This window comes from Pseudomonas sp. BE134 (assembly GCF_031456105.1).
In the GTDB taxonomy this organism is placed as follows: domain Bacteria; phylum Pseudomonadota; class Gammaproteobacteria; order Pseudomonadales; family Pseudomonadaceae; genus Aquipseudomonas.
Genome location: NZ_JAVDUA010000044.1, coordinates 16,070 through 36,395 on the forward strand (window position 1 = coordinate 16,070; position 20,326 = coordinate 36,395).

14 protein-coding genes are annotated in these 20,326 nt (G+C 58.2%); 10 read left to right on the forward strand and 4 right to left on the reverse strand.

The annotated features are described in order from the left end of the window. Nucleotides 1–182: 182 nt before the first annotated feature. Complete coding sequence (locus J2Y56_RS26850) at nucleotides 183–1,091, reverse strand: LysR substrate-binding domain-containing protein (protein WP_007942710.1); 909 nt, start codon at nucleotides 1,089–1,091, stop codon at nucleotides 183–185. Between the two features lie 180 nt (nucleotides 1,092–1,271). Between J2Y56_RS26850 and aspA the strand changes: the two genes are divergently transcribed. The 6 genes from aspA (at nucleotide 1,272) to J2Y56_RS26880 (ending at nucleotide 12,241) form a co-directional block, all read left to right on the forward strand. Then, nucleotides 1,272–2,696 (forward strand): aspartate ammonia-lyase, encoded by a 1,425-nt coding sequence (gene aspA, locus J2Y56_RS26855; protein WP_007942711.1) that lies wholly within the window; start codon nucleotides 1,272–1,274, stop codon nucleotides 2,694–2,696. A 268-nt stretch (nucleotides 2,697–2,964) separates the two neighbouring features. Then, on the forward strand, nucleotides 2,965–3,969 hold the full coding sequence (locus J2Y56_RS26860; protein WP_310353751.1) for an asparaginase: 1,005 nt from the start codon (nucleotides 2,965–2,967) through the stop codon (nucleotides 3,967–3,969). A 163-nt stretch (nucleotides 3,970–4,132) separates the two neighbouring features. Next, a complete protein-coding gene (locus J2Y56_RS26865; RefSeq protein ID WP_007942715.1) occupies nucleotides 4,133–5,131 on the forward strand; it encodes an AraC family transcriptional regulator in 999 nt (332 codons plus the stop codon). Between the two features lie 265 nt (nucleotides 5,132–5,396). Beyond that, nucleotides 5,397–6,428: a histone deacetylase family protein gene (locus J2Y56_RS26870; protein ID WP_007943390.1), complete on the forward strand. Its 1,032-nt coding sequence runs from the start codon at nucleotides 5,397–5,399 to the stop codon at nucleotides 6,426–6,428. 12 nt (nucleotides 6,429–6,440) lie between these two features. Then, nucleotides 6,441–7,541, forward strand: a complete 1,101-nt coding sequence (locus J2Y56_RS26875) for a polyamine ABC transporter substrate-binding protein (RefSeq protein ID WP_310353756.1) — start codon at nucleotides 6,441–6,443, stop codon at nucleotides 7,539–7,541. A gap of 152 nt (nucleotides 7,542–7,693) precedes the next feature. Beyond that, nucleotides 7,694–12,241: a dermonecrotic toxin domain-containing protein gene (locus J2Y56_RS26880; RefSeq protein WP_310353758.1), complete on the forward strand. Its 4,548-nt coding sequence runs from the start codon at nucleotides 7,694–7,696 to the stop codon at nucleotides 12,239–12,241. A 5-nt stretch (nucleotides 12,242–12,246) separates the two neighbouring features. Here J2Y56_RS26880 and J2Y56_RS26885 read toward each other — a convergent pair whose 3' ends face one another. Then, a complete protein-coding gene (locus tag J2Y56_RS26885; protein WP_310353763.1) occupies nucleotides 12,247–13,794 on the reverse strand; it encodes a PLP-dependent aminotransferase family protein in 1,548 nt (515 codons plus the stop codon). A 90-nt stretch (nucleotides 13,795–13,884) separates the two neighbouring features. Here J2Y56_RS26885 and J2Y56_RS26890 point away from each other — a divergent pair, with 90 nt between their 5' ends. Genes J2Y56_RS26890 through J2Y56_RS26900 form a run of 3 tightly spaced genes read left to right on the forward strand, consistent with a single transcriptional unit; the run spans nucleotide 13,885 to nucleotide 15,653 of the window. Beyond that, the gene (locus tag J2Y56_RS26890) at nucleotides 13,885–14,508 is read left to right on the forward strand and encodes an FMN-binding negative transcriptional regulator (RefSeq protein WP_310333348.1); all 624 of its coding nucleotides are present in this window, start codon (nucleotides 13,885–13,887) and stop codon (nucleotides 14,506–14,508) included. Between the two features lie 9 nt (nucleotides 14,509–14,517). Then, a complete protein-coding gene (locus J2Y56_RS26895; RefSeq protein ID WP_007943385.1) occupies nucleotides 14,518–14,964 on the forward strand; it encodes an N-acetyltransferase in 447 nt (148 codons plus the stop codon). Nucleotides 14,965–14,981: 17 nt separating this feature from the next. Continuing rightward, nucleotides 14,982–15,653 (forward strand): GNAT family protein, encoded by a 672-nt coding sequence (locus tag J2Y56_RS26900; protein ID WP_310353766.1) that lies wholly within the window; start codon nucleotides 14,982–14,984, stop codon nucleotides 15,651–15,653. Between the two features lie 58 nt (nucleotides 15,654–15,711). On the opposite strand, the gene J2Y56_RS26905 is transcribed toward J2Y56_RS26900, so the two are convergent. Together J2Y56_RS26905 and J2Y56_RS26910 are read right to left on the reverse strand one after the other, a co-directional pair. Further along, nucleotides 15,712–15,990: a helix-turn-helix domain-containing protein gene (locus J2Y56_RS26905; protein ID WP_007943383.1), complete on the reverse strand. Its 279-nt coding sequence runs from the start codon at nucleotides 15,988–15,990 to the stop codon at nucleotides 15,712–15,714. Next, nucleotides 15,987–17,339, reverse strand: a complete 1,353-nt coding sequence (locus J2Y56_RS26910; protein ID WP_033048824.1) for a HipA domain-containing protein — start codon at nucleotides 17,337–17,339, stop codon at nucleotides 15,987–15,989. Before J2Y56_RS26910 ends, J2Y56_RS26905 begins: the two co-directional genes overlap by 4 nt. Nucleotides 17,340–17,736: 397 nt before the next feature. Here J2Y56_RS26910 and J2Y56_RS26915 point away from each other — a divergent pair, with 397 nt between their 5' ends. Further along, complete coding sequence (locus tag J2Y56_RS26915) at nucleotides 17,737–20,214, forward strand: autotransporter domain-containing protein (RefSeq protein WP_310353770.1); 2,478 nt, start codon at nucleotides 17,737–17,739, stop codon at nucleotides 20,212–20,214. The last annotated feature ends 112 nt before the right edge of the window (nucleotides 20,215–20,326 follow it).

The following is a 20,326-nucleotide window of genomic DNA, read 5'->3' on the forward strand; positions in this document are numbered from 1 at the left end:
TACGAATTATGGCCGGGCGAACCGGCCGAAGGCCGCGCAGTATACCGTAATGACACAGATAAACAGCCCCCGTAGCGACCATCTGTCATACGGCGCAAAGTCCCGGTTTTATTGACTTGCGAGTCAGCCAACTACACCACAAATCCCTTGTGGGAGCGAGCCCGCTCGCGAAGGCGGTGTGTTCAAGTGCCTTGCGCGGCGCCGCCTTCAAGTTTGCGCCACAGCAACCGCACGTTGGCCTTGCGCACCAGCGCGCAGCGGTACAGCCGAATCTCCAGCGGCACATGCCATTGCGGGCCGCCACAGACCACCAGTTCGCCGCGAGCCAGTTCGGCACGCACGCTCAGTTGTGGCACCCAGGCAATGCCCAAACCCTCCAGCGCCATGCTTTTCAGGCTGTCGGCCATGGCGGTTTCGTAAATGGTGGTAAAGCGCAGCGCACGCTGACGCAGCAGCATGTTCACCGAGCGTCCGAGAAACGCGCCGGCGCTGTAGGCGAGCAACGGCACGCTGGCTTCGCCCTCCAGATCGAACAACGGTTTTCCGTCGGCATCAGCGGCGCAAACCGGCAGCATCTCGGTGTGGCCCAAGTGCAGGGACGGAAAGATTTCCGGGTCCATCTGCAGCGCAGCATCGGGATCGTAAAACGCCAACATCAAATCACAACCGCCCTCGCGCAAGGCATGCACTGCGTCGCCGACGTTGGTGGCCACCAAACGCGTCGCAATATTCAGGCCTTCATTGCGCAATTGCGCAATCCAGCGCGGAAAGAAACCCAGTGCCAATGAGTGAGCGGCGGCGACTTGCATCACTTCGCCCTGCCCGCCTTCCAGGTGATGTAGATGGCGCAGCACTTCACCCAGCTGTTCGACCACGGTTCGCGCTGTCACCAGAAACAATTGCCCCGCCGCTGTCAGCTCGACCGGCGTGCGCGAGCGATTGACCAGTTGCAGGCCCAGCGCGGCTTCAAGGCTACGGATACGTCGGCTGAAGGCCGGCTGCGTCACGAAGCGTCGTTCCGCAGCCTGGGAGAAGCTACGGGTGGCGGCCAGGGCGCTGAAGTCCTCAAGCCATTTACTTTCCAGATTCATCACGTCCTCCCGGACACGCACCAATTTAGGTCGCACGCTCGCCGCAGACACGGCGTCACACCGACATTATGCCGAATATGCATAGGCCAGTGTTTAACAGCATTGGCCGAAATTTCTCCACAAGCCTAGCATTTGCAGTGTTCCGGCACAGACCGGGTCCATATCGAGATGATTTCTATCATGTCCTCCGCTGCATCTTTCCGCACAGAAAAAGACCTGCTTGGCGTACTCGAAGTACCTGCACAAGCGTATTACGGCATCCAGACCCTGCGAGCGGTGAACAACTTCCGCCTCTCGGGCGTTCCGATTTCGCATTACCCGAAGCTGGTGGTCGGTCTGGCGATGGTCAAACAGGCCGCCGCTGACGCCAACCGCGAACTGGGTCACCTGAGCGAAGCCAAGCACGCTGCCATCAGCGAAGCCTGTGCACGTCTGATCCGCGGCGATTACCACGAAGAGTTCGTGGTGGACATGATTCAAGGCGGCGCTGGCACTTCAACCAACATGAATGCCAACGAAGTTATCGCCAACATCGCGCTGGAGGCCATGGGTCACCAGAAAGGCGAATACCAATACCTGCACCCGAACAACGACGTGAACATGGCGCAGTCGACCAACGACGCCTACCCGACCGCGATCCGCCTGGGTCTGCTGCTGGGTCACGACGCGCTGCTGGCCAGCCTCGACAGCCTGATCCAGTCGTTCGCCGCCAAAGGTGAAGAATTCAGCCACGTTCTGAAGATGGGTCGTACCCAGCTGCAAGACGCCGTGCCGATGACCCTGGGCCAGGAATTCCGTGCATTCGCCACGACCCTGGGCGAAGACCTGGCACGCCTGAAAACACTGGCACCTGAACTGCTCACCGAAGTGAACCTGGGCGGTACTGCGATTGGTACCGGCATCAATGCCGACCCGCGTTACCAGCACCTGGCCGTTCAGCGCCTGGCACTGATCAGCGGCCAACCGCTGGTTCCGGCTGCCGACCTGATCGAAGCCACGTCCGACATGGGCGCCTTCGTATTGTTCTCCGGCATGCTCAAGCGTACCGCGGTCAAACTGTCGAAGATCTGCAACGACCTGCGCCTGCTGTCCAGCGGCCCACGCACCGGCATCAACGAAATCAACCTGCCGGCGCGTCAGCCTGGCAGCTCGATCATGCCAGGCAAGGTCAACCCGGTAATTCCGGAAGCCGTTAACCAGGTGGCGTTCCAGATCATCGGTAACGACCTGGCCCTGACCATCGCGGCCGAAGGCGGCCAGTTGCAACTGAACGTGATGGAGCCGCTGATCGCGTTCAAGATCTTCGACTCGATCCGCCTGCTGCAACGCGCCATGGACATGCTGCGCGAGCACTGCATCGTCGGCATCACCGCCAACGAAGAGCGCTGCCGCGAACTGGTCGAGCACTCGATCGGTCTGGTCACCGCGCTGAACCCGTACATCGGCTATGAAAACGCCACCCGCATCGCGCGTATCGCCCTCGAAAGCGGCCGCGGCGTGCTGGAACTGGTGCGCGAAGAAGGCTTGCTCGACGACGAAATGCTCGCCGACATCCTGCGCCCGGAAAACATGATTGCTCCGCGTCTGGTGCCTCTGAAGGCTTAACCGAACGCAACGCCGGCTCTTGCTCTTTTAACGAAGAGCACCGAGAGCCACAACGCTCACCAGGTCGAGGGACTAGACACCTCTCACCTTTTGAGGGCTTGGGGATTGATTCCCCAGGCCCTTTTTTTTTATATTTTTTTTCGCCAGAAGTACCCGCAGCGCAACGCTGACCGGTAGAAAACCGGACACATCTCCTGCGCCCGACGTGACACAACGTGCGACCAGCGTCATGCTCAACCGCATGCTGTCATCGCTCAGGAGAACCCCCATGAATTCCTCGACCTACCCTGCCGCCCAGCACGTCATGGTGCTTTACACCGGTGGCACCATCGGCATGCAAGCCAGCGCCCATGGCCTGGCCCCGGCGTCCGGTTTCGAAGCGCGGATGCGTGAATACCTGCACAGCCAGCCTGAGCTGGTGATACCGCAGTGGCGATTTCGCGAGATGTCGCCGCTGATCGACAGCGCCAACATGTCCCCGGCGTATTGGCAGCAACTGCGCGAAGCCGTGGTCGATGCGGTGGATGTGCAGGGCTGCGACAGCGTGCTGATCCTGCACGGCACCGACACCCTCGCGTATAGCGCGGCAGCCATGAGCTTTCAATTGCTCGGCCTGCATGCCCGCGTGTGTTTTACCGGCTCCATGTTGCCTGCCGGCGTGACCGACAGCGACGCTTGGGAAAACCTCAGCGGTGCGCTGGTTGCCCTCGGCCATGGCCTGGCACCGGGCGTTCATCTGTACTTCCACGGTGAATTGCTGGACCCGACCCGGTGCGCCAAGGTGCGCAGTTTCGGTCGTCATCCGTTCAAGCGCCTGGAGCGCCAGGGCGGCGGTATGAAGGCGGCTTCGGTGCCGGCGCAGTTGAATTACAAACAGAGCAAGCAACTGGCAAAAGTCGCCGTGCTGCCACTGTTCCCCGGCATCGGCGCAGACGTTATGGATGGCCTGCTGGACAGCGGCATTCAAGGCTTGGTGCTGGAGTGCTACGGCAGCGGCACAGGCCCGAGCGACAACCCCGAATTTCTCGCCAGTCTGGAACGGGTACGGGATAAAGGTGTTGTGGTGATTGCAATAACGCAGTGCCATGAAGGCGGCGTCGAGCTGGATGTTTATGAAGCCGGTAGCCGCTTGCGTGGCGTTGGTGTGCTTTCGGGTGGGGGCATGACTCGAGAGGCCGCGTTCGGCAAGTTGCATGCGCTGTTGGGTGCAGGGCTGGATACCGTGGAAGTGCGTCGCCTCGTAGAACTCGATCTCTGCGGCGAACTCAACTGACACACCACAAAACCTGTGGGAGCGAGCCTGCTCGCGAAGGCGTCGGCACATCCAGAATCAATGTGTCAGGTATACCGCTATCGCGAGCAGGCTCGCTCCCACAGGATCTCCATTGGGCATATAACTTGCTGCGCTCCAGTCATCCCTACCGCTGGAACCGCCCATGCTCCACTCCCACCTCACCACCCTCAACGCCGTTTCCCTGGTACTCAACACCTTCAAGGCCGAAGGCCTGTCAAGCGAGGCCTTGCTCGCCGGAAGCGGGATCAGTGCAGCGGATCTGAACCGGGCGGACACGCGCATCACCACCAATCAGGAGATGCAGGTCTGCGCCAACGCCGTCGCCCTCAAGCGTGATATCGGCCTGGAACTGGGCCGGCGAATGCACGTTTCGTGCTACGGCATGCTCGGCTATGCTCTGCTCACCAGTGCCACCTTCGGTGACGCTTTGCGCCTGGCGATGCGCTATCCGGCGCTGTTGGGAACACTTTTCGAACTGAGCCTGGAGGACGACGGCGAGCGTGTCTGGTTCGTCGCCGCCGATTACCGGGAAAGTCCGGCGATGGCGGTGTTCAATGCCGAGTTCTGTCTGGTGTCGTTGAAGGTCATCTGCGACGACCTGCTCGGTCACCCGTTACCGCTGTTTGCTGCGCGCTTCGAACACACTGCGCCGGACTATCAGGCGACCTATGCCGAACACTTCGATTGCACGCTGAACTTCGAGGCACGGGACAACGCGTTTGCATTCGACCGGCGCTGGCTGGACCAGCCCTTGCCGCTCGCCGATGTCATCACCCACCAGGCCATGGCCGAACGCTGCCGCAAACAGAACACCGAATTCACCGGGCGCCAGGCGTGGCTGGGGCGGATTCGGCAGTTGCTCAGCGCCCAGTTGAATGCAGCGCCGGGGCTTGAGGGGTTGGCCGAGCAGATGAATTGTTCGGCGCGGACCTTGCGTCGACACCTCAAGGATTCGGGGTGCAGCTATCAGGAATTGCTCGATGAACTGCGTTTCGAGCAGGCCAAGCAAATGCTCTGTGAAGACCAGACGCCGATCTACCGGATCGCCGAGGCGCTGGGCTTCAGCGAGACCGCGAGTTTCCGGCATGCGTTTGTGCGCTGGAGTGGTGTGGCGCCGAGTCAGTTCAGGCCCCACCGGTAACCCCCTGTGGGAGCGAGCCTGCTCGCGAAGACGGCGGCACAGCCAACACTGGAATCGTCTGACACGCCGCTTTCGCGAGCAGGCTCGCTCCCACATTCTTCCGCATTCCAAGCCCTGAGCTGGAGCACACTCGCACCATCAAGGGGCGAATTTCGGTCAAACTTTTTGGCCATATCAATCCCCTTTTGGCCTTTCCTGCCGTTCTCCCAAACGCCGCCTGCCGCAAGACTGTGTTCAACCGAATCAGCCTGCGGAGAACAAGAAAATGCTGACGATCTACTCGGACGATCACCACCTGCACCACGGCCGCTGCGAATTGATAGACGGGCAACTCAAGCCCTGCTTCGAAATGCCGTCGCGTGCCGACCATGTGTTGCAACGCGTGCAGAATCAGAACCTCGGCCCGGTCGAAGCACCGCAAGATTTCGGCCTCGATCCGATCGCACGCATTCACAGTCGCGACTACCTCGACTTCTTCAAGGGCGCCTGGGCACGCTGGAGCGAACTCAACACCGACGGAGACTTGTTGCCCTACACATGGCCAGCCCGGACCCTGCGTTCCATTAAACCCACCAGTCTGCACGGCCAGCTTGGCTATTACAGCTTCGACGCTGGCGCACCGATCACCGCCGGTACCTGGCAAGCGGCGTACAGCGCGGCGCAAGTGGCACTGACCGCTCAAGCGGAAATTCAACGCGGCGCGCGCAGTGCCTTCGCCTTGTGCCGTCCACCGGGACATCACGCTGCCAGCGATTTGATGGGCGGTTATTGCTACCTCAACAACGCCGCCATCGCCGCTCAGGCGTTCCTCGATCAGGGCCACAAAAAGGTCGCGATCCTCGACGTCGACTACCACCACGGCAACGGCACCCAATCGATTTTCTATGAGCGCAGCGACGTGCTGTTCACCTCGATTCACGGCCACCCGGAAGCCGAATTCCCGTTCTTCCTCGGCTATGAAGATGAACTCGGTGAAGGCGCGGGCGAAGGGTTCAACTTCAACTACCCTCTGCCCGCCGGCAGCGGTTGGGACACATGGAGTGCAGCGCTGGATCAGGCCTGCCAGGAAATCGAAAAATACGGCACCGACATTGTCGTCGTCTCCCTGGGCGTCGATACGTTCAAGGACGATCCCATCTCCCAATTCAAGCTCGACAGCCCGGATTATCTGGCGATGGGCGAGCGCATTGCACGCCTCGGCAAGCCGACGCTGTTCGTGATGGAAGGCGGCTACGCGGTGGAAGAAATCGGCATCAATGCCGTGAACGTTCTCGAAGGTTTTGAAAGCGCCCAATGAGGAATTAGAACAATGAACAGACTCAAGCGTTTTATCATCCCCACCCTGTGCGCCACCGTGCTCAGTGGTGCGGTTCATGCTGAAGAGCGAACGTTGCGCGTCTACAACTGGTTCGACTACATCACCCCCAAGGCGCTGGAAAACTTCAAGGCCCAGAACACCCAGACCAAACTGGTCTACGACATTTTCGACACCAACGAAGCGCTGGAGGCCAAGCTTCTGACCGGTAACTCCGGCTACGACGTGGTGGTACCGTCCAATGTGTTCCTCGCCAAGCAGATCGAAGCCGGTGTGTTCCAGCCGCTGGATCGCAGCAAACTGCCGAACTGGAACCACCTCGATCCGAAGTTGATGAAGCTGATCGAGGCCAACGACCCGGGCAACAAATTCGCCGTGCCCTACATGTACGGCACCATCCTGATCGGCTTCAACCCGGACAAGGTCAAAGCCGCGCTGGGTGATAACGCGCCGGTGGACAGCTGGGATCTTATCTTCAAGGAAGAAAACATCAGCAAGCTCAAGCAGTGCGGCGTCGCCTTGCTCGATTCGCCGTCGGAGATCCTGCCGCTGGCCCTGCAACACCTCGGCCTGGACCCCAACAGCAAGAAGCCGGCGGATTACGAAAAGGCCGAAGCCCTGTTGATGAAGATCCGTCCGCACATCACCTACTTCCATTCTTCGAAGTACATGGCCGACATCGCCAACGGTGACATCTGCGTTGCGGTCGGTTATTCCGGCAGTTTTTCCCAGGCTGCCAACCGTGCCAAGGAAGCCAAGAATGGAGTGATCGTCGACATGCGCTTGCCCAAGGAAGGTGCGCCGATCTGGTTCGACATGCTCGCCATTCCCAAAGGCGCGAAGAACCCTGAAGACGCCTACGCCTTCATCAACTACTTGCTGCAACCCCAAGTGATCGCGCCGGTCAGCGACTTCGTCGGTTACCCGAACCCGAACAAGGACGCCACGGAATTGGTCGACCCGGCGATCCGCACCAACCCGAATCTGTACCCGACCGAAACGGCGATGAGCACGCTTTACACCCTGCAACCACTGCCGCGCGATGCCGAACGTGCGCGGACGCGGACCTGGACCAAAATCAAATCCGGGACCTGACTGCTTGCTGAAATTCAAGACCCGCCAACGAGCGCGGGTCTTTTTTGCCCGCGATAACTATCTACCACCTTTCGCTTCCCACAGCCCTCTACCTTGCCCCGACACAGCGCGGCCCAACGGCCAGCGTCCTCATCGGTACAAAGGAAATGGCTATGCCCGATACCTCCTCTACCCGCTCCGAAGATGTACTGACCCAACTGGTCACTGGCCCCTCGCTCAGGGAAGTGGCGACGAACGCTCTGCGCACCGCGCTCGAAGCCGCGTACCCGAGCCTTGATATCGACCCGGTCCAGGCCATGATCGGGACGCCAACCTGGATCGTCAGCGTGGAGCAGGTCACGTCCGGTCCACACCGATTCGAATCGCTGACCGACGCGCTGGTGCGGCTCACGCTGTCGGCGCAGACCGCCACATACATCGACGGGGAACACTTCCTGACCCTGCAACCGGGGGAAGCGCCGCCGATCCAGTTACCCGTGAAAATCGACGACATCGGCCGTTTGATTAACCAACTGATCCCGCTGCTGTTCGTGTCCTATCAAGAACAGCAACTGGATTATTGGAACCAGCAGACAAAAGACGAAACACCCCGCTGGCATCAACTCTCGGACTCGCTGCGCAACCTCTGGAACATCGAGCCGGTTTCAGGCTGGGATGAGGATCAAAAGGCCATGGCACTGGCCTTGTTCAACAATCCGGAGAAAGCCACCCGACAGCGCAACGACCCCTACACATCAAGGGCCTGCCTGATCGACATCGATGAGCCGGACAAGCATCTGTGGCTGCTGGACGTGGCCGTGCTGGTGGGTACGCTGGGCAAGCGTACGCTGGTGATCAGCCACTCGATCACAGAGGGCTTCAAGCATTACGACTCGTTGGAATCCTTTGGGAAAACGCTTGCTGCACGCGTGAGGTCCACGTCGAGTTCGGACAATTTGCGATGGCGCCTGCACGAACCCACAGGCAATTTTTTCGATCATCAAGCCTGCGCCCTGATCGCGCTCGAAATTGCCGCGATAGGCCAACTTCATGACACCATCGCGAACGGTGTTCCTGCGCGTCGAATCATTACTGCGGTCAAAAATCGCAAGACCTTTGACGAAGAGCGTTTCAGCCGGATCGAGCACTTACTACCCGATTGGCTGCTCAGTGCCCAACCGGCGGACCTGACCTGCTACAGCCGACACTTGATGGACCTGGCGCTGCTTCGGGAGCAACAGGCAGGTCAATCCTTTCTGGATGACATTCCACCGCTCCCGGCATTTACGTTGCAAGCACTGAAAGACCAGGTGCTGAAAGATCACCTGGAGGTGACGGACGCACGGCTCGAAACGGTTGAACTGAGCATCACCAGCCCGGTGATCCTGGGCGCCATTGCCATACCGGGTAAAACCGAAACCGTCACAATGTCGCTGATCGACCTGGCCCTGCAGAATCTGATTGCCGTGCCATTGGGCAACAAGACCGTTCGCCACACCGACGGCAGCGCCGTTGAATCCTGGATGACACCGGCCTACCTGGAAAAGCTGGTCACTGAGGTCAACATCGGTGAAACCTATCCCAAGCTGATCAAACAAAAACTGCTCGGTGATGCGAAGGAAATACAACGTCGACAAAACCTGTTCGCCAGTCACCTGCGCATCCAGCTGCCACTCCAGACGCTGCAGCACAAAATTCGTGGCGAGGCAGGTATCGATGATCAGGGGTACCGATATGTAGTCGCGGCGATGCAGGAAAAACCCGCCGACCGTTTTGTGGACGCCCAGGAAATCATCATTCGTGCGCTGGCGTTCATTCCCGGGGACCGCACAGACGACAAGGCAGATGAGGTCGCCAACATGTTCGTCATCGGCCCACGCCTCGCCGACAAGGGGCCCTGCCTGCTTTTTCGCCCGCTGCTTGATCCGCCGCTTTTGCAATATCCTCGCGAAACCAACCTGCTGTATGCAATCAAACATCACCAGTCCCTTCGGCAATCGGTGCTGGCCTGGTTGCCGGACGACCTGCGCTTCAACTACTCACAGTACGTGTTTCCCGGCCAGCTACCGTCGGTCTGGACACTGACGCAATGGTTGGTCGATCCAACCTCGGCCCTCGGCATGATGGGTTCCGTCAGGTTAGCGGCCACGCCACTGGCGCAACCTTCACTGTCAGCACTGTTCACCGCCAATGCCAACGCGATGATTACCCTGGCAGACCGGCAGTCAGTCTCCAATGCCCAAAGTCGTTGGCAGACCCTCAAGCATGGGGCATGGGCGCTGTTCAACATTGCACTGCCATTCCTGGGCAGAACGGCTGCCAGCGCGGCCTGGGTCTGGCAAATCATGAGCGATCTGGATGAAGAGAATGAAGCTCGCGAGAAAGGTGACAGTGACGATGCATGGACGGCATTGACCGACCTGTTCCTTTCACTGGGCATGGTCCTGGCCCATTACGCAGCAACGCGCCATACGGCAAACCACGTGGTTGAAAGGGAGGCTTTGACGCTGAGGCAGCAGCCGACGCCAACGCCGATAACCACCGTGACCCGCTTACCCGATATCACCGCTCAACAGCTGCCAGCGAATCACACGAACCACTTGTACACCCATGGCGCCCTCGCTCGAACGAGCCTGGGAACGCTGCTGGAAGGACTGGCCATCGCAAAACCCGAAGGCCTGGCAAGCCCCTCGGCTGAAGTCGGACCCCATCGTTTTTTGAGCCCGCTCAACAAAAAATGGTATGCCCAGGTTGGCCAACGCTGGTTCGAAGTCATGGTCAACGACAACGAATTCGTGCAAATCGTCGATAGCCGTCAGTCCCCACCCGGAACTGGCCCCCTGCTGACCCATTCCGCAAACGGACAATGGGTCGTCGACACGCGCTTGAGGTTGCGCGGCGGTGGCCGTCGCCGAAAAGAATCGGAGCGGAAAAATGCACAGAGTAAAGAGGCGCTACGCAAGCAACTGGAGACCTTCGATACGAACAAAATGGCGCTGAAGACCGCACTCGAATCCGCCGAGAAAGCAGCTGCCTCGTCCGCATCAGGCGTTGATGATCCCAATGGTCGCAGACTGATCGAAACGCTGGATAAACAGCTGGCCGTTTACGACGTCTACATTGATCAGCTCAAGGCATTCAACGTGCTTGAGTCCATCATCAACTACCGCGCCGTCCTGGTCAGTTGTCTGGATCAACAGCTGTTGCTGACGGAGATGTGGTTCAACCGGCAAAACGCTGTGTTTGGCACTTGCATGCGTCGCTCGTTGGCTCTGTTTGACGGAGAGCCGAACGAATCCACCCAGACACGACGCCAGGTTCATCAACAGACCAGCGATATAACCCAGGGCTTTATCGACAAAATCGAGTTTGCCCAAGCCCGGATCGACGAGTTGAAACGCTTGGGCAGAGAAGGTGCCGAAGCCGCCAGGGAGTACACGAGAGGACTACCTGTCTTCGACCTGCACGACCTGAAGCTGTTTCAGATCAGCCTCGCTCAAGAGCTCTGCCTTAATGACACCGGCACGGTCGCCACCGAGGCTGCCCGTCAGGCGCTGGTAACCCTTGTCGAAGACGCGGGGCTCACCATCCAGTCGACACTGGACCTCGCCAAGGATAATCCCCTGTCGCTACTCGAACGGATTGAAGGATTCAGCGATCTGGTGGAGCAGTTTTCAACCGTCGACCAACGTATTCTCGACTTGCCCGAGGAGTACCCCGGGCAGTTGCTGCAACCGTCACTGGACCTGATGCGTCAACGTATCGAAGCGTTCAATGAACGCGCCGTGAAACACCTGTCGGGGTTGTTGCATGAGCGCAAGACCCTCGAACCGGTTCCGGGACCATCGCGACCGGCAATGGCCCCGCATCGCCTGATCAAAACGCGCTTCAAAGGCACCGTCGTCGGCAAGCCGCGAACGCGCCTGCACTCCACCGATACCGATCTGGTCGACGTAACCTCCCCACTCACCGGGAAGGTGATCGCTACGTACCATGAGAAAACTCCCGGCGTCTGGGTCGAGCATGTGCCGGCCAAAACGGTCACACCCGTCACCATTCCTCCAACACTGACCGTCAGCCTGCAAAACGGTGAAGCCTTGCTGGCACAGCTCGAAGCGTTCATCCGACGTACCGAGGCTCATTCAAAAGCCGATCGACGTATTCCGCTGGAAATCGAGGAGATGTTTCATCAACAGGCCCATCGAATGGACGCGACGGCGAATGCTATCGAGAAAGCCCTGACCGATAACAATGTCACCGAAAGCGGTCCGGGATCCGCGGTCACCGTCAGCAAAAAACTGATCGAGGGGGCGGTCGCGCTTTACAAAAAAGGCACCGATATCCGTATCAGCATGACCAAACGACAGTTGCCCACCGCAGGGCGTGTTGAATGGCTGCACAGCAAGGGCGAAGTGGCCATCCACAGGGTCGGCAAACCACTGCCGGAGCATCGGCGGTTGAAGGGACCGCGTAAAGACTATCTGGATGAGTATGAGATTCGCGATCACGAAACCGGCGTAGTCCTTTGGTATGCGCACTTTCATTACCCTGCCTCGGACAGCCCAAGAGCAGCATTCACTGCAGCGCACTTGAAGACCGTCGAACAACGCGGGTCAGGCGGTGCCTATGAAAAGCACACCCGCTTGAACGCACTTCAATCCATTGCCATTTATCGTGCTGAAATCAACCATCGCCTGGCCGATGCGCTGTTCTTCTTGTAGGTAGATCAGCGCCAGACTTTTTCCAGACGCCCGAGTGCAGCGCTGATCGCCGCCTCGGGTACCGCCGCAAAACCAAGGACCAGCCCGGCACGCTGGTCCACTGATGTGGGTGAATCCGGCAACCAATAGCTGCTAAGTGCATTGATCTCGACATCGACACTGGCGGCTTTTTCCACCAGCTCGCACTCACGGGCCAGGGAGTCGACGGACACCGTCAGATGCAACCCTGCTGCGACACTCGGCAGACTGCCGATACCGGGAATGTCCTTGGGCCAACCTGCCAGCAACGTATTACGCCGACTCAGGGCGGCACGACGCATGCGGCGGATATGCCTTTGAAAATGCCCGGCGGCCATGAACTCGGCCATCACCGCTTGAGTGCTCACTTCGGAATGCCGGACGTCCACCGCCCGCCGTTGAGAGAACGCATTCACCAGTGCCGGCGGCAACACCAGATAACCCAAACGCAGCGCCGGGAAGGCGACTTTGCCAAAGGTCCCGACATACAAAACCCGCCCTTGCCGGTCGAGTGCCGCCAACGGTGCCAGTGGCGCGCCGCTGTAGCGGTATTCGCCATCGTAGTCGTCCTCGACGATCCAGCCTTGGGTGCGCTCCGCCCAGGCGAGCAATTCGAGGCGCCGCGCAAGGCTCATTACCACCCCTGTCGGGTATTGATGCGAGGGAGTGACGTACGCTAGCCGGCAATCACTCAGGCCGGCCAATTCGCTGCAATCAATGCCTTCACTGTCCACGGCCACGCCGTGCAATCGCGCACCGGCCACAGCAAACGCATGCCCCGCCGCCCGATACCCCGGATTTTCAATCGCCACGCCGTCACCGGGCTCCACCAGCAGCTGTGCACAAAGACTAATTCCCTGCTGCGCACCACTGGTGATCACTATTTGTTCAGCCGTGCATTGCATGCCGCGTGAACTGCGCAAATAAGCGGCAATCAGTCCGCGCAAACGCTCGTCACCCGCCGGATCGCCGTAGCACAGCTGCTGCAAATCCGGTTTACGCCAGAAAGCCGCATTCAGCTTGGCCCAGACCTCGAAAGGAAACAGGTCAAATGCCGGAACGCCGACTCGAAATGCTCGCGGTGGGCCACTCGGCGGCAAGGCCAAATGGTTCTTTTCAACGCGCCCCAATGCGCCGCTGTGGATAACTTTACTGGATGAAACCACAGGTAAATCCGCCCAGTTTGTGGATAAGGTTGTGGATAACCCTGTTGAAAACCCTGTGGATACTTTTGTGGATAATTTTTTGGCGGGTATCGCGGTCTGGGGCAATTGAGCAACGTAAGTCCCGTCACCCACACGCCCTTCGATAAAGCCTTCGGCATAGAGCTGATCGTAGGCTCGCACCACGCTGTTGCGAGAGATCGCCAGTGCTTCCGCCAGATCCCGGCTGGCCGGTAATCGCATGCCGCTGGCCAGTCGCCCGTCCAGCACTCGCAAGCGCAAGGCTTGATAGAGCTGACGACTCAGGCCCTGACGGCGATCAAGCTCGATACCGGCAGGGTTGAACGACAAGGAAAGCGGCGCATCGGTCATGGCAATGGACCTATGAAATTGGTCATTAATGGCTCTTACAACAGACCAATAGCCTGCCTAGGATGGAGGCATTCGCCAAGGGATATTTCCATGTACAACCCCAGCAGCTTTGCCATCAAAGATTTGAATGAACTGCGCCAGCAGATTCTCGGTACCCGCCTTGCCATGGTAGTGACCCACAGCGAGCAAGGCCTGCAAGCCAGTCATCTGCCGCTGTTGTTCAAACCTGACGAAGGTCCCAATGGCACCCTCTACGGCCACTTCGCCCGAGCCAATGCTCAGTGGAAGGAATTGCAGAACGGCGCTGAAGCGCTGGTGATCTTCGCGGGTGCCGATGCGTACGTCAGCCCGGGGTTTTATCCGAGCAAAGCCGAGCACGGCAAAGTCGTGCCGACCTGGAACTACGTCGCGGTACACGCCTATGGCACCGCCGACGTATTCACCGATGCCGAGCGGCTGCTCAACCTGGTCAGCGCGTTGACTGATCGCCACGAAGCCGGCCGCGCCCAGCCGTGGAAGGTTGCCGACGCTCCCGCCGACTACATCGACGGCATGCTCAAGGCCATCGTCGGGTTTGCCTTGCCTATCCAGCGCCTGGAAGGCAAACGCAAGCTCAGTCAGAACCGCAGCGCCGAAGACATCGCCGGTGTGCGTGAAGGTCTCGCCGCCAGCCCCAATGTGCACGATCAGGCACTCGCCCACTTGATGCGTTAAGGAATGAACATGAGTCAGATTGAAATTCGCCAGGTCAGCGCCGATGACCACACCGCCTGGTTGCCGCTGTGGCAAGCGTACCTGCGCTTCTACAACACCGAGTTACCTGACATCGTCACTGACAGCACTTGGCAGCGCATGCTCGATCCAACTGAAACGACGCATTCGGCGTTGGCGTGGATCGATGGCAAAGCGGTCGGCATGGTGAACTTCATCTACCACCGCTCGAACTGGAGCATCGAAAACTCCTGCTATCTTCAAGACCTGCTGGTGACACCAGAAACCCGCGGCACCGGCGTCGGCCGCAAGCTCATCGAATTCGTCTACGCCACCGCCAAAGCGGATGGTTGCGGCAAGGTCCACTGGCTGACCCACGAAACCAATGCCACCGCGATCCAGCTCTACGAGCGCATCGCCGAACGTCCCGGTTTCATCCAGTTTCGCAAAGCCCTTTAAGGTTCAAGGAGAACACCATGTCGACTTCACTCGCGGATTGGAAAGGCGTCCCGGCGCCCACCGTTCAAACAATCGAAGGGCGTTTCATTCGCCTGGAAAAACTCGACCCGGCGCGTCATGCCGAGGGCTTGTTCAAGGCCTTGCAAGGCCCTGGGGCCGATCCGAAGCTCTGGGATTATTTACCTTATGGGCCTTTCCCGGAACGCAGTGCATTCAACGACTGGCTGAACAACCATGCGGCCAACAGCGACCCGTATTTCTTCAGCGTGATCGACCGTGTCAGCGGTGAGGTACAAGGCATTCTCAGCTTGATGTCGATCGTACCGGCGCAAGGTCGCATCGAAATCGGCCATGTCACTTTCGGCGCACCGATGCAGCGTTCACCGAAAAGTACCGAGGCGATTTACCTGCTGGCCAAGGAGTCGTTTGCACTGGGTTATCGTCGCCTGGAGTGGAAGTGCAATAACGGCAACGCCCGCTCCAAATATGCGGCCGAGCGATTGGGCTTCAGTTTTGAAGGGGTTTTCCGCCAGCACATGGTGGTCAAGGGACAAAACCGGGACACCGCGTGGTATTCGATGCTGGACTCGGAATGGCCAGCAATTGGCGCGGGGTTTGATCGGTGGTTGAGCGATGAGAACCAGACGGGATCGGGGCAAGTGAAAACGTTGGTGGAGTGTCGCGGGTAAGTGCCTACGGTTTTTCGTGTGGCGAGGACTCCCTCGCCACAATTTTTTTGCTGTCGGGTCAGTTCAAGTCGCGCCGAATCCGTACTACGCCCATCTCCAGACCAAACGGTCTGAACACTGCATTCAACGATTTCAGCGTTTGATTCCCTTCTCCATGTTCGATATGCACCAGCGTGCGTACCGAGATTTTGCACATTTTTGCGAATTGGGTCTGGTGCAGACCGGTGACCTCGACTCGTAACCGACGAACTGCGTCACTTATTTCGAGAGTACCTTGAGCCAGCGCTTCCTGGATGCTTTCTATAAGCACAGTGCGTTCAGCAACAGTCATGCTCATTTCAGGCCCCACTCTTTCAAACGCTGCTCCAGATTTTTCAATGCAATTTGCGGGTGATTCATAGTCACCTCTGGCAAGCCGCTAGCAGCGAGAATATCGGGGAGGGCCATGAGACGCTTCGCATCCTCCCGCAGTCGCTCAAAGGAATCCTGCGCTTCACTCAACGCTGCCAGCGGATCGTCCGGATCAGCAATATCGGCCAAGGCACGACACACCCCACGCCAATCAACATCACCCGCTCGTTCCAGGTCTTTTGGCCATTTGGTTGTACGCGTCACACCTTCATCGTCCATCACCATAGGCGCCAAATCATAGATGGGTGCCAGACGAAAAGATGCTGTATCGCGGATGATTGCGGTGTTGCGACCATGGTTATCTGAGTTGCCGAGGATCTTATTGATCAGATCCCGACGCAGATAGTCAGCAACAAGACTCGGGATCTGGTCCGCCTGCCCCGCACCACGCCAGAGTCCTGCTAGCAGCCTGATAACTTCCATGTGATCCATCGAGCTACCTTGCGTGGTTATTCGCGCCAGAGAGTAGATCGACTCCACGGCAAAACGCTCAACACCGCGTGAGGTCACTTGCCGATCAAAACGCTGCATCCACAAGCTGGGTTTGGTCGCCTCTTCCAAGGCCAAGCCCTGTTCTGCGACCGTTTCGATGCCTAGTGCTTGTAGTGCCTTGTAGTAGTGGTATTCGCTTCTGAGTATGTCTTGATCGTTGCGGGTCCCTTTATTGCGAGAAAATTTAACGAACCAGTGCTGAGTAACCTCTGCATCATCGAGTACCGCATCAGGATAAAAATCCCCATCCTTACCCTGAGCCAACAAAAGTTTTGGCGCCTCACCACCTGCTCCCGTTGCCCCACCAATTGCGGCGCCCTGCTCGTAGGCATATTCGAGAAACCGGTTATCACGACTAATCACGTCCTGACGCTTAAACCCTATGGGGTCGCGCTGATCGACTGCCTCGGCGGATTCCTTTATGCGCATATTGCCAATCGGTGCCGGTGTACTTTTGGCCAGTAAATAAAGATCGGTACTGACGTCAGCAGGCCTGTCATGACCTATGCGTGCCAGAAGAAACCTTTTGGCTGCACCGGCAGGCGCTATGTCATACAGAAATGGTGGCGCGTTGGATCGCTTACCCTCCCAGTCCAAAGGAAACCTGGCACTGACTGCCTTGGCAAAGGGCGTTCCGATATTTTCAATATTCTCGACGAGATACGGGGTTTCGTAGCCGAAGTTGCATCGGCTTTCGAAACCTTTTTCGGGGCTGTCGAAGCTGAAGACCATGGCGTCGAGCCATTTTTCTTGGGTGTAGATCTGTAAAGTCAGGTTGTACACACCGTTCCCACCTGCATCCAAATGCATTTATGAAGGTTTTTTAAAGCATTGAATGCAATATAGTGCATTCAGCTTCCCCTAGACACTTTATTAAACGCATTAAAATGCAGATTAACGGTCATTAATGACCGAAAAACGCAAAATAATGCAGATAGCACGCACTAGGCGTTTTGGGCCGGCAGCGGATGAGTTTTTATTGCGCGTCGACTTGCCGCGGCTCGATTTTTTGTAAGAAAAGTTCGTCGCCTCGAAGCGTTAAAAATCACTGCGCCCCAACAGTGGAAGATTTTCTGCATCAGCAATCCAACACCGCCCGCAAACCCTCCAGAACCGCCTGACATCGGCATCCAGGACAGATATTTAGAGTTTGACCTCCACTCAAATGAGGTCGAACCCGATGTCTATTCAACACACATTTCGCCCACAAAACCTGGCATTGGCCATTGCGCTTGCGCTGGGTTTTACTGAGCTGACAAACGCTCAACAACTGCCAGAACAAGCAGAGCCGACGAGCTTCGTTGATGTAACCCAGCTTCCAGAGGCTACACCGACGGACCCGCTTACCCGGCTTCAAGCCTTTACCGACGCGGCCAGCACATTCACGTCTGAGATTGATTCGCCTCAACCCGCACTTCGGGGTGTGTCGGTGAAGCCGCAAGACCGGGATGACCTCATCATCGTCAAAAACGGTGGCAGCTTCGAAGGTCGCGTCGACGGCGGTAACGGAAGCAACGTTATCCACCTCATCGGTACCGATGGCGGTCAGTTGGGGAACACCCGTAACGTCGACAGCCTGTACGTTTCGCAAGGAATCTGGACGGCAACCAGTACAGGAGATTTCAAAGACGAAGTTGCGGTGTTCAATGACGGCATTCTGATCAATAACGGAAAAATCAAAGGCAAGGCCAGTGTGGCCGGGCAGCTCTTCAACAATAACGAGATAAAGGGTGTCGTGACGGTTGAGAATGGCGGCCAGTTTGCAGGCAAAGGTACTGTTGGCGGTCTGGAGGTTTTGGGCCAGCTCAACATTGATAGATTGCAAGGCGCCCCAAGGGTCAAAGGCAACTTGAACCTTTCCAGCACTGGTGTGCTGGCCTACGAGGTTTCCCCCGATGGCCATGGAGAGACGATCAAAGTCGACGGCACTGCCAGCCTTGGCGATGCCACACTGAAAATTGTTGCGGTACCGGGTGATCATCCGCAAAACAGTCAATACACGATTATCGAAGCAAAAAAGGTGATGGGTGAGTTTGGCAAAATCGTCAACGAGCTGGCATTCATGACCGCTACGCCCCATTACGGCGCGAAGACTGTGGGCCTTACCTACGCTCGAAACGGTTTGCCGATCGAGAGCGTCGCAGACTCCGATAACGGACGAGAAGTCGCACGGAGCATCCTGGAACAGATGGAAACACCGCCAGTACTGACACCTTCTGACAATGCATCAACCATCTCGGAAGTACTGAATACATCTTTAATCGCCGATACTTCCCTCCCAGCCCCTGCGCGAACAGATACTCCTGAGCTTCCAGCGTCAGCCGTCATCCCATTGACCACCGACCAGCCCGTTACAGCGCAAACTCCACTCGCCGCTACCATCGTGGAGCCGATGGAAATACCGTCAGCGCCGGCGCCATCTGACAATGCAATAACCCTTTCAGATGAACTGAATACACCGGTAAGCACCGATACGTCCCCCCCCGCCTCTGCGCCAGTGACTACCGCTGAAATACCACCGACAGCCGTAGCTCCACTCACCACCGACAAGCCCGTTACAGCGGCAACTCCACCCGCTGCTACCCAGCCCGTCACCACTGACCCAAAGCCATCCAGCCCTACCAACACCGCTGTCGCGGTTCTGCTGGGTAGCGACAAAGCTACAGCGGCACATGCACTTGAACAGTTGGCCGCAGGCAACAACGCCAATCTCGCGAAGGCGACGCTGAACAGCGACAGCCCTATTAGCGCCACCATGCTCTCGGCCATGCGCCAACGCGACAGCGCAGCCGTATTTGGCAACCAGAGAAATGCACCGCGTGTAGCCACCGGCAGTGAAGACCACGGCAGGGTCTGGCTCCAGGCGCTAGGCCACGGTGGAACACTGGATCGCGATAACGATGCCCTTAAATTCTCAACACAAGGTCTGGTACTGGGCGCGGATTGGAGCGTCGATGAGCAATGGCGAATCGGTGTGCTGGGTGGCAAATCCGAAACGCGACTGGACAGCCGCGGCCTCGACGGCGATCTCGACAGCTTGCACGTGGGCGCCTATGCCCTGCGCCAAGACGGTCCCTTGTCGCTGCGCCTCGGTGCGACCTACAGCAATCACGACGGGAATACAAAACGCCGGGTTGCCTTCAAAGGTTTCAGTGATCGCCCTGAAGGCCGCTACGACGCCAACACTCAACAGGCCTTCGCGGAGGCCGGCTACAACCTGGGTCGCGCCAATGTCAGCATTGAGCCGTTCGCCGGTCTTGGCTACCAACGCTATCAGCGGGACAGCTATACGGAGAAAGGGGGCGCCGCCGCGCTGAAAGTCCACAGTCAATCCCAGAACAACCTCAACAGCACCATCGGCCTGCGACTGGCGAAGCTCAACACGCTGGATAACGGCATGCAACTCACACCGAGATTCACAGCCGGCTGGAAACACACTTTCGGCGACGTCGAGAGCAATACCCGCCAACGTCTGGTCACCGGCGGGAAAGACTTCACCGTTTCCGGTGCACCACTGGATCGTGACAGCCTGTTGGTCGATGCAGGTCTGGATCTCGGCTTGTCAGCCAACCAGACGTTGGGCGTGAGCCTTAACAGTGAATTCGGCACCGACAGCCGAAACCATGGTGTCACGGGTCAGTGGCGAATGAGCTTCTAACCCTCAAATCCCGGGCGAATCGGCATAGGGGACGGCCTTCATAGGCCGCTCCCCTGCCACACCACCCGGCATGCGGGTCCGCACCGGGCGGTTCGAGAGATTGAGGTCAGGA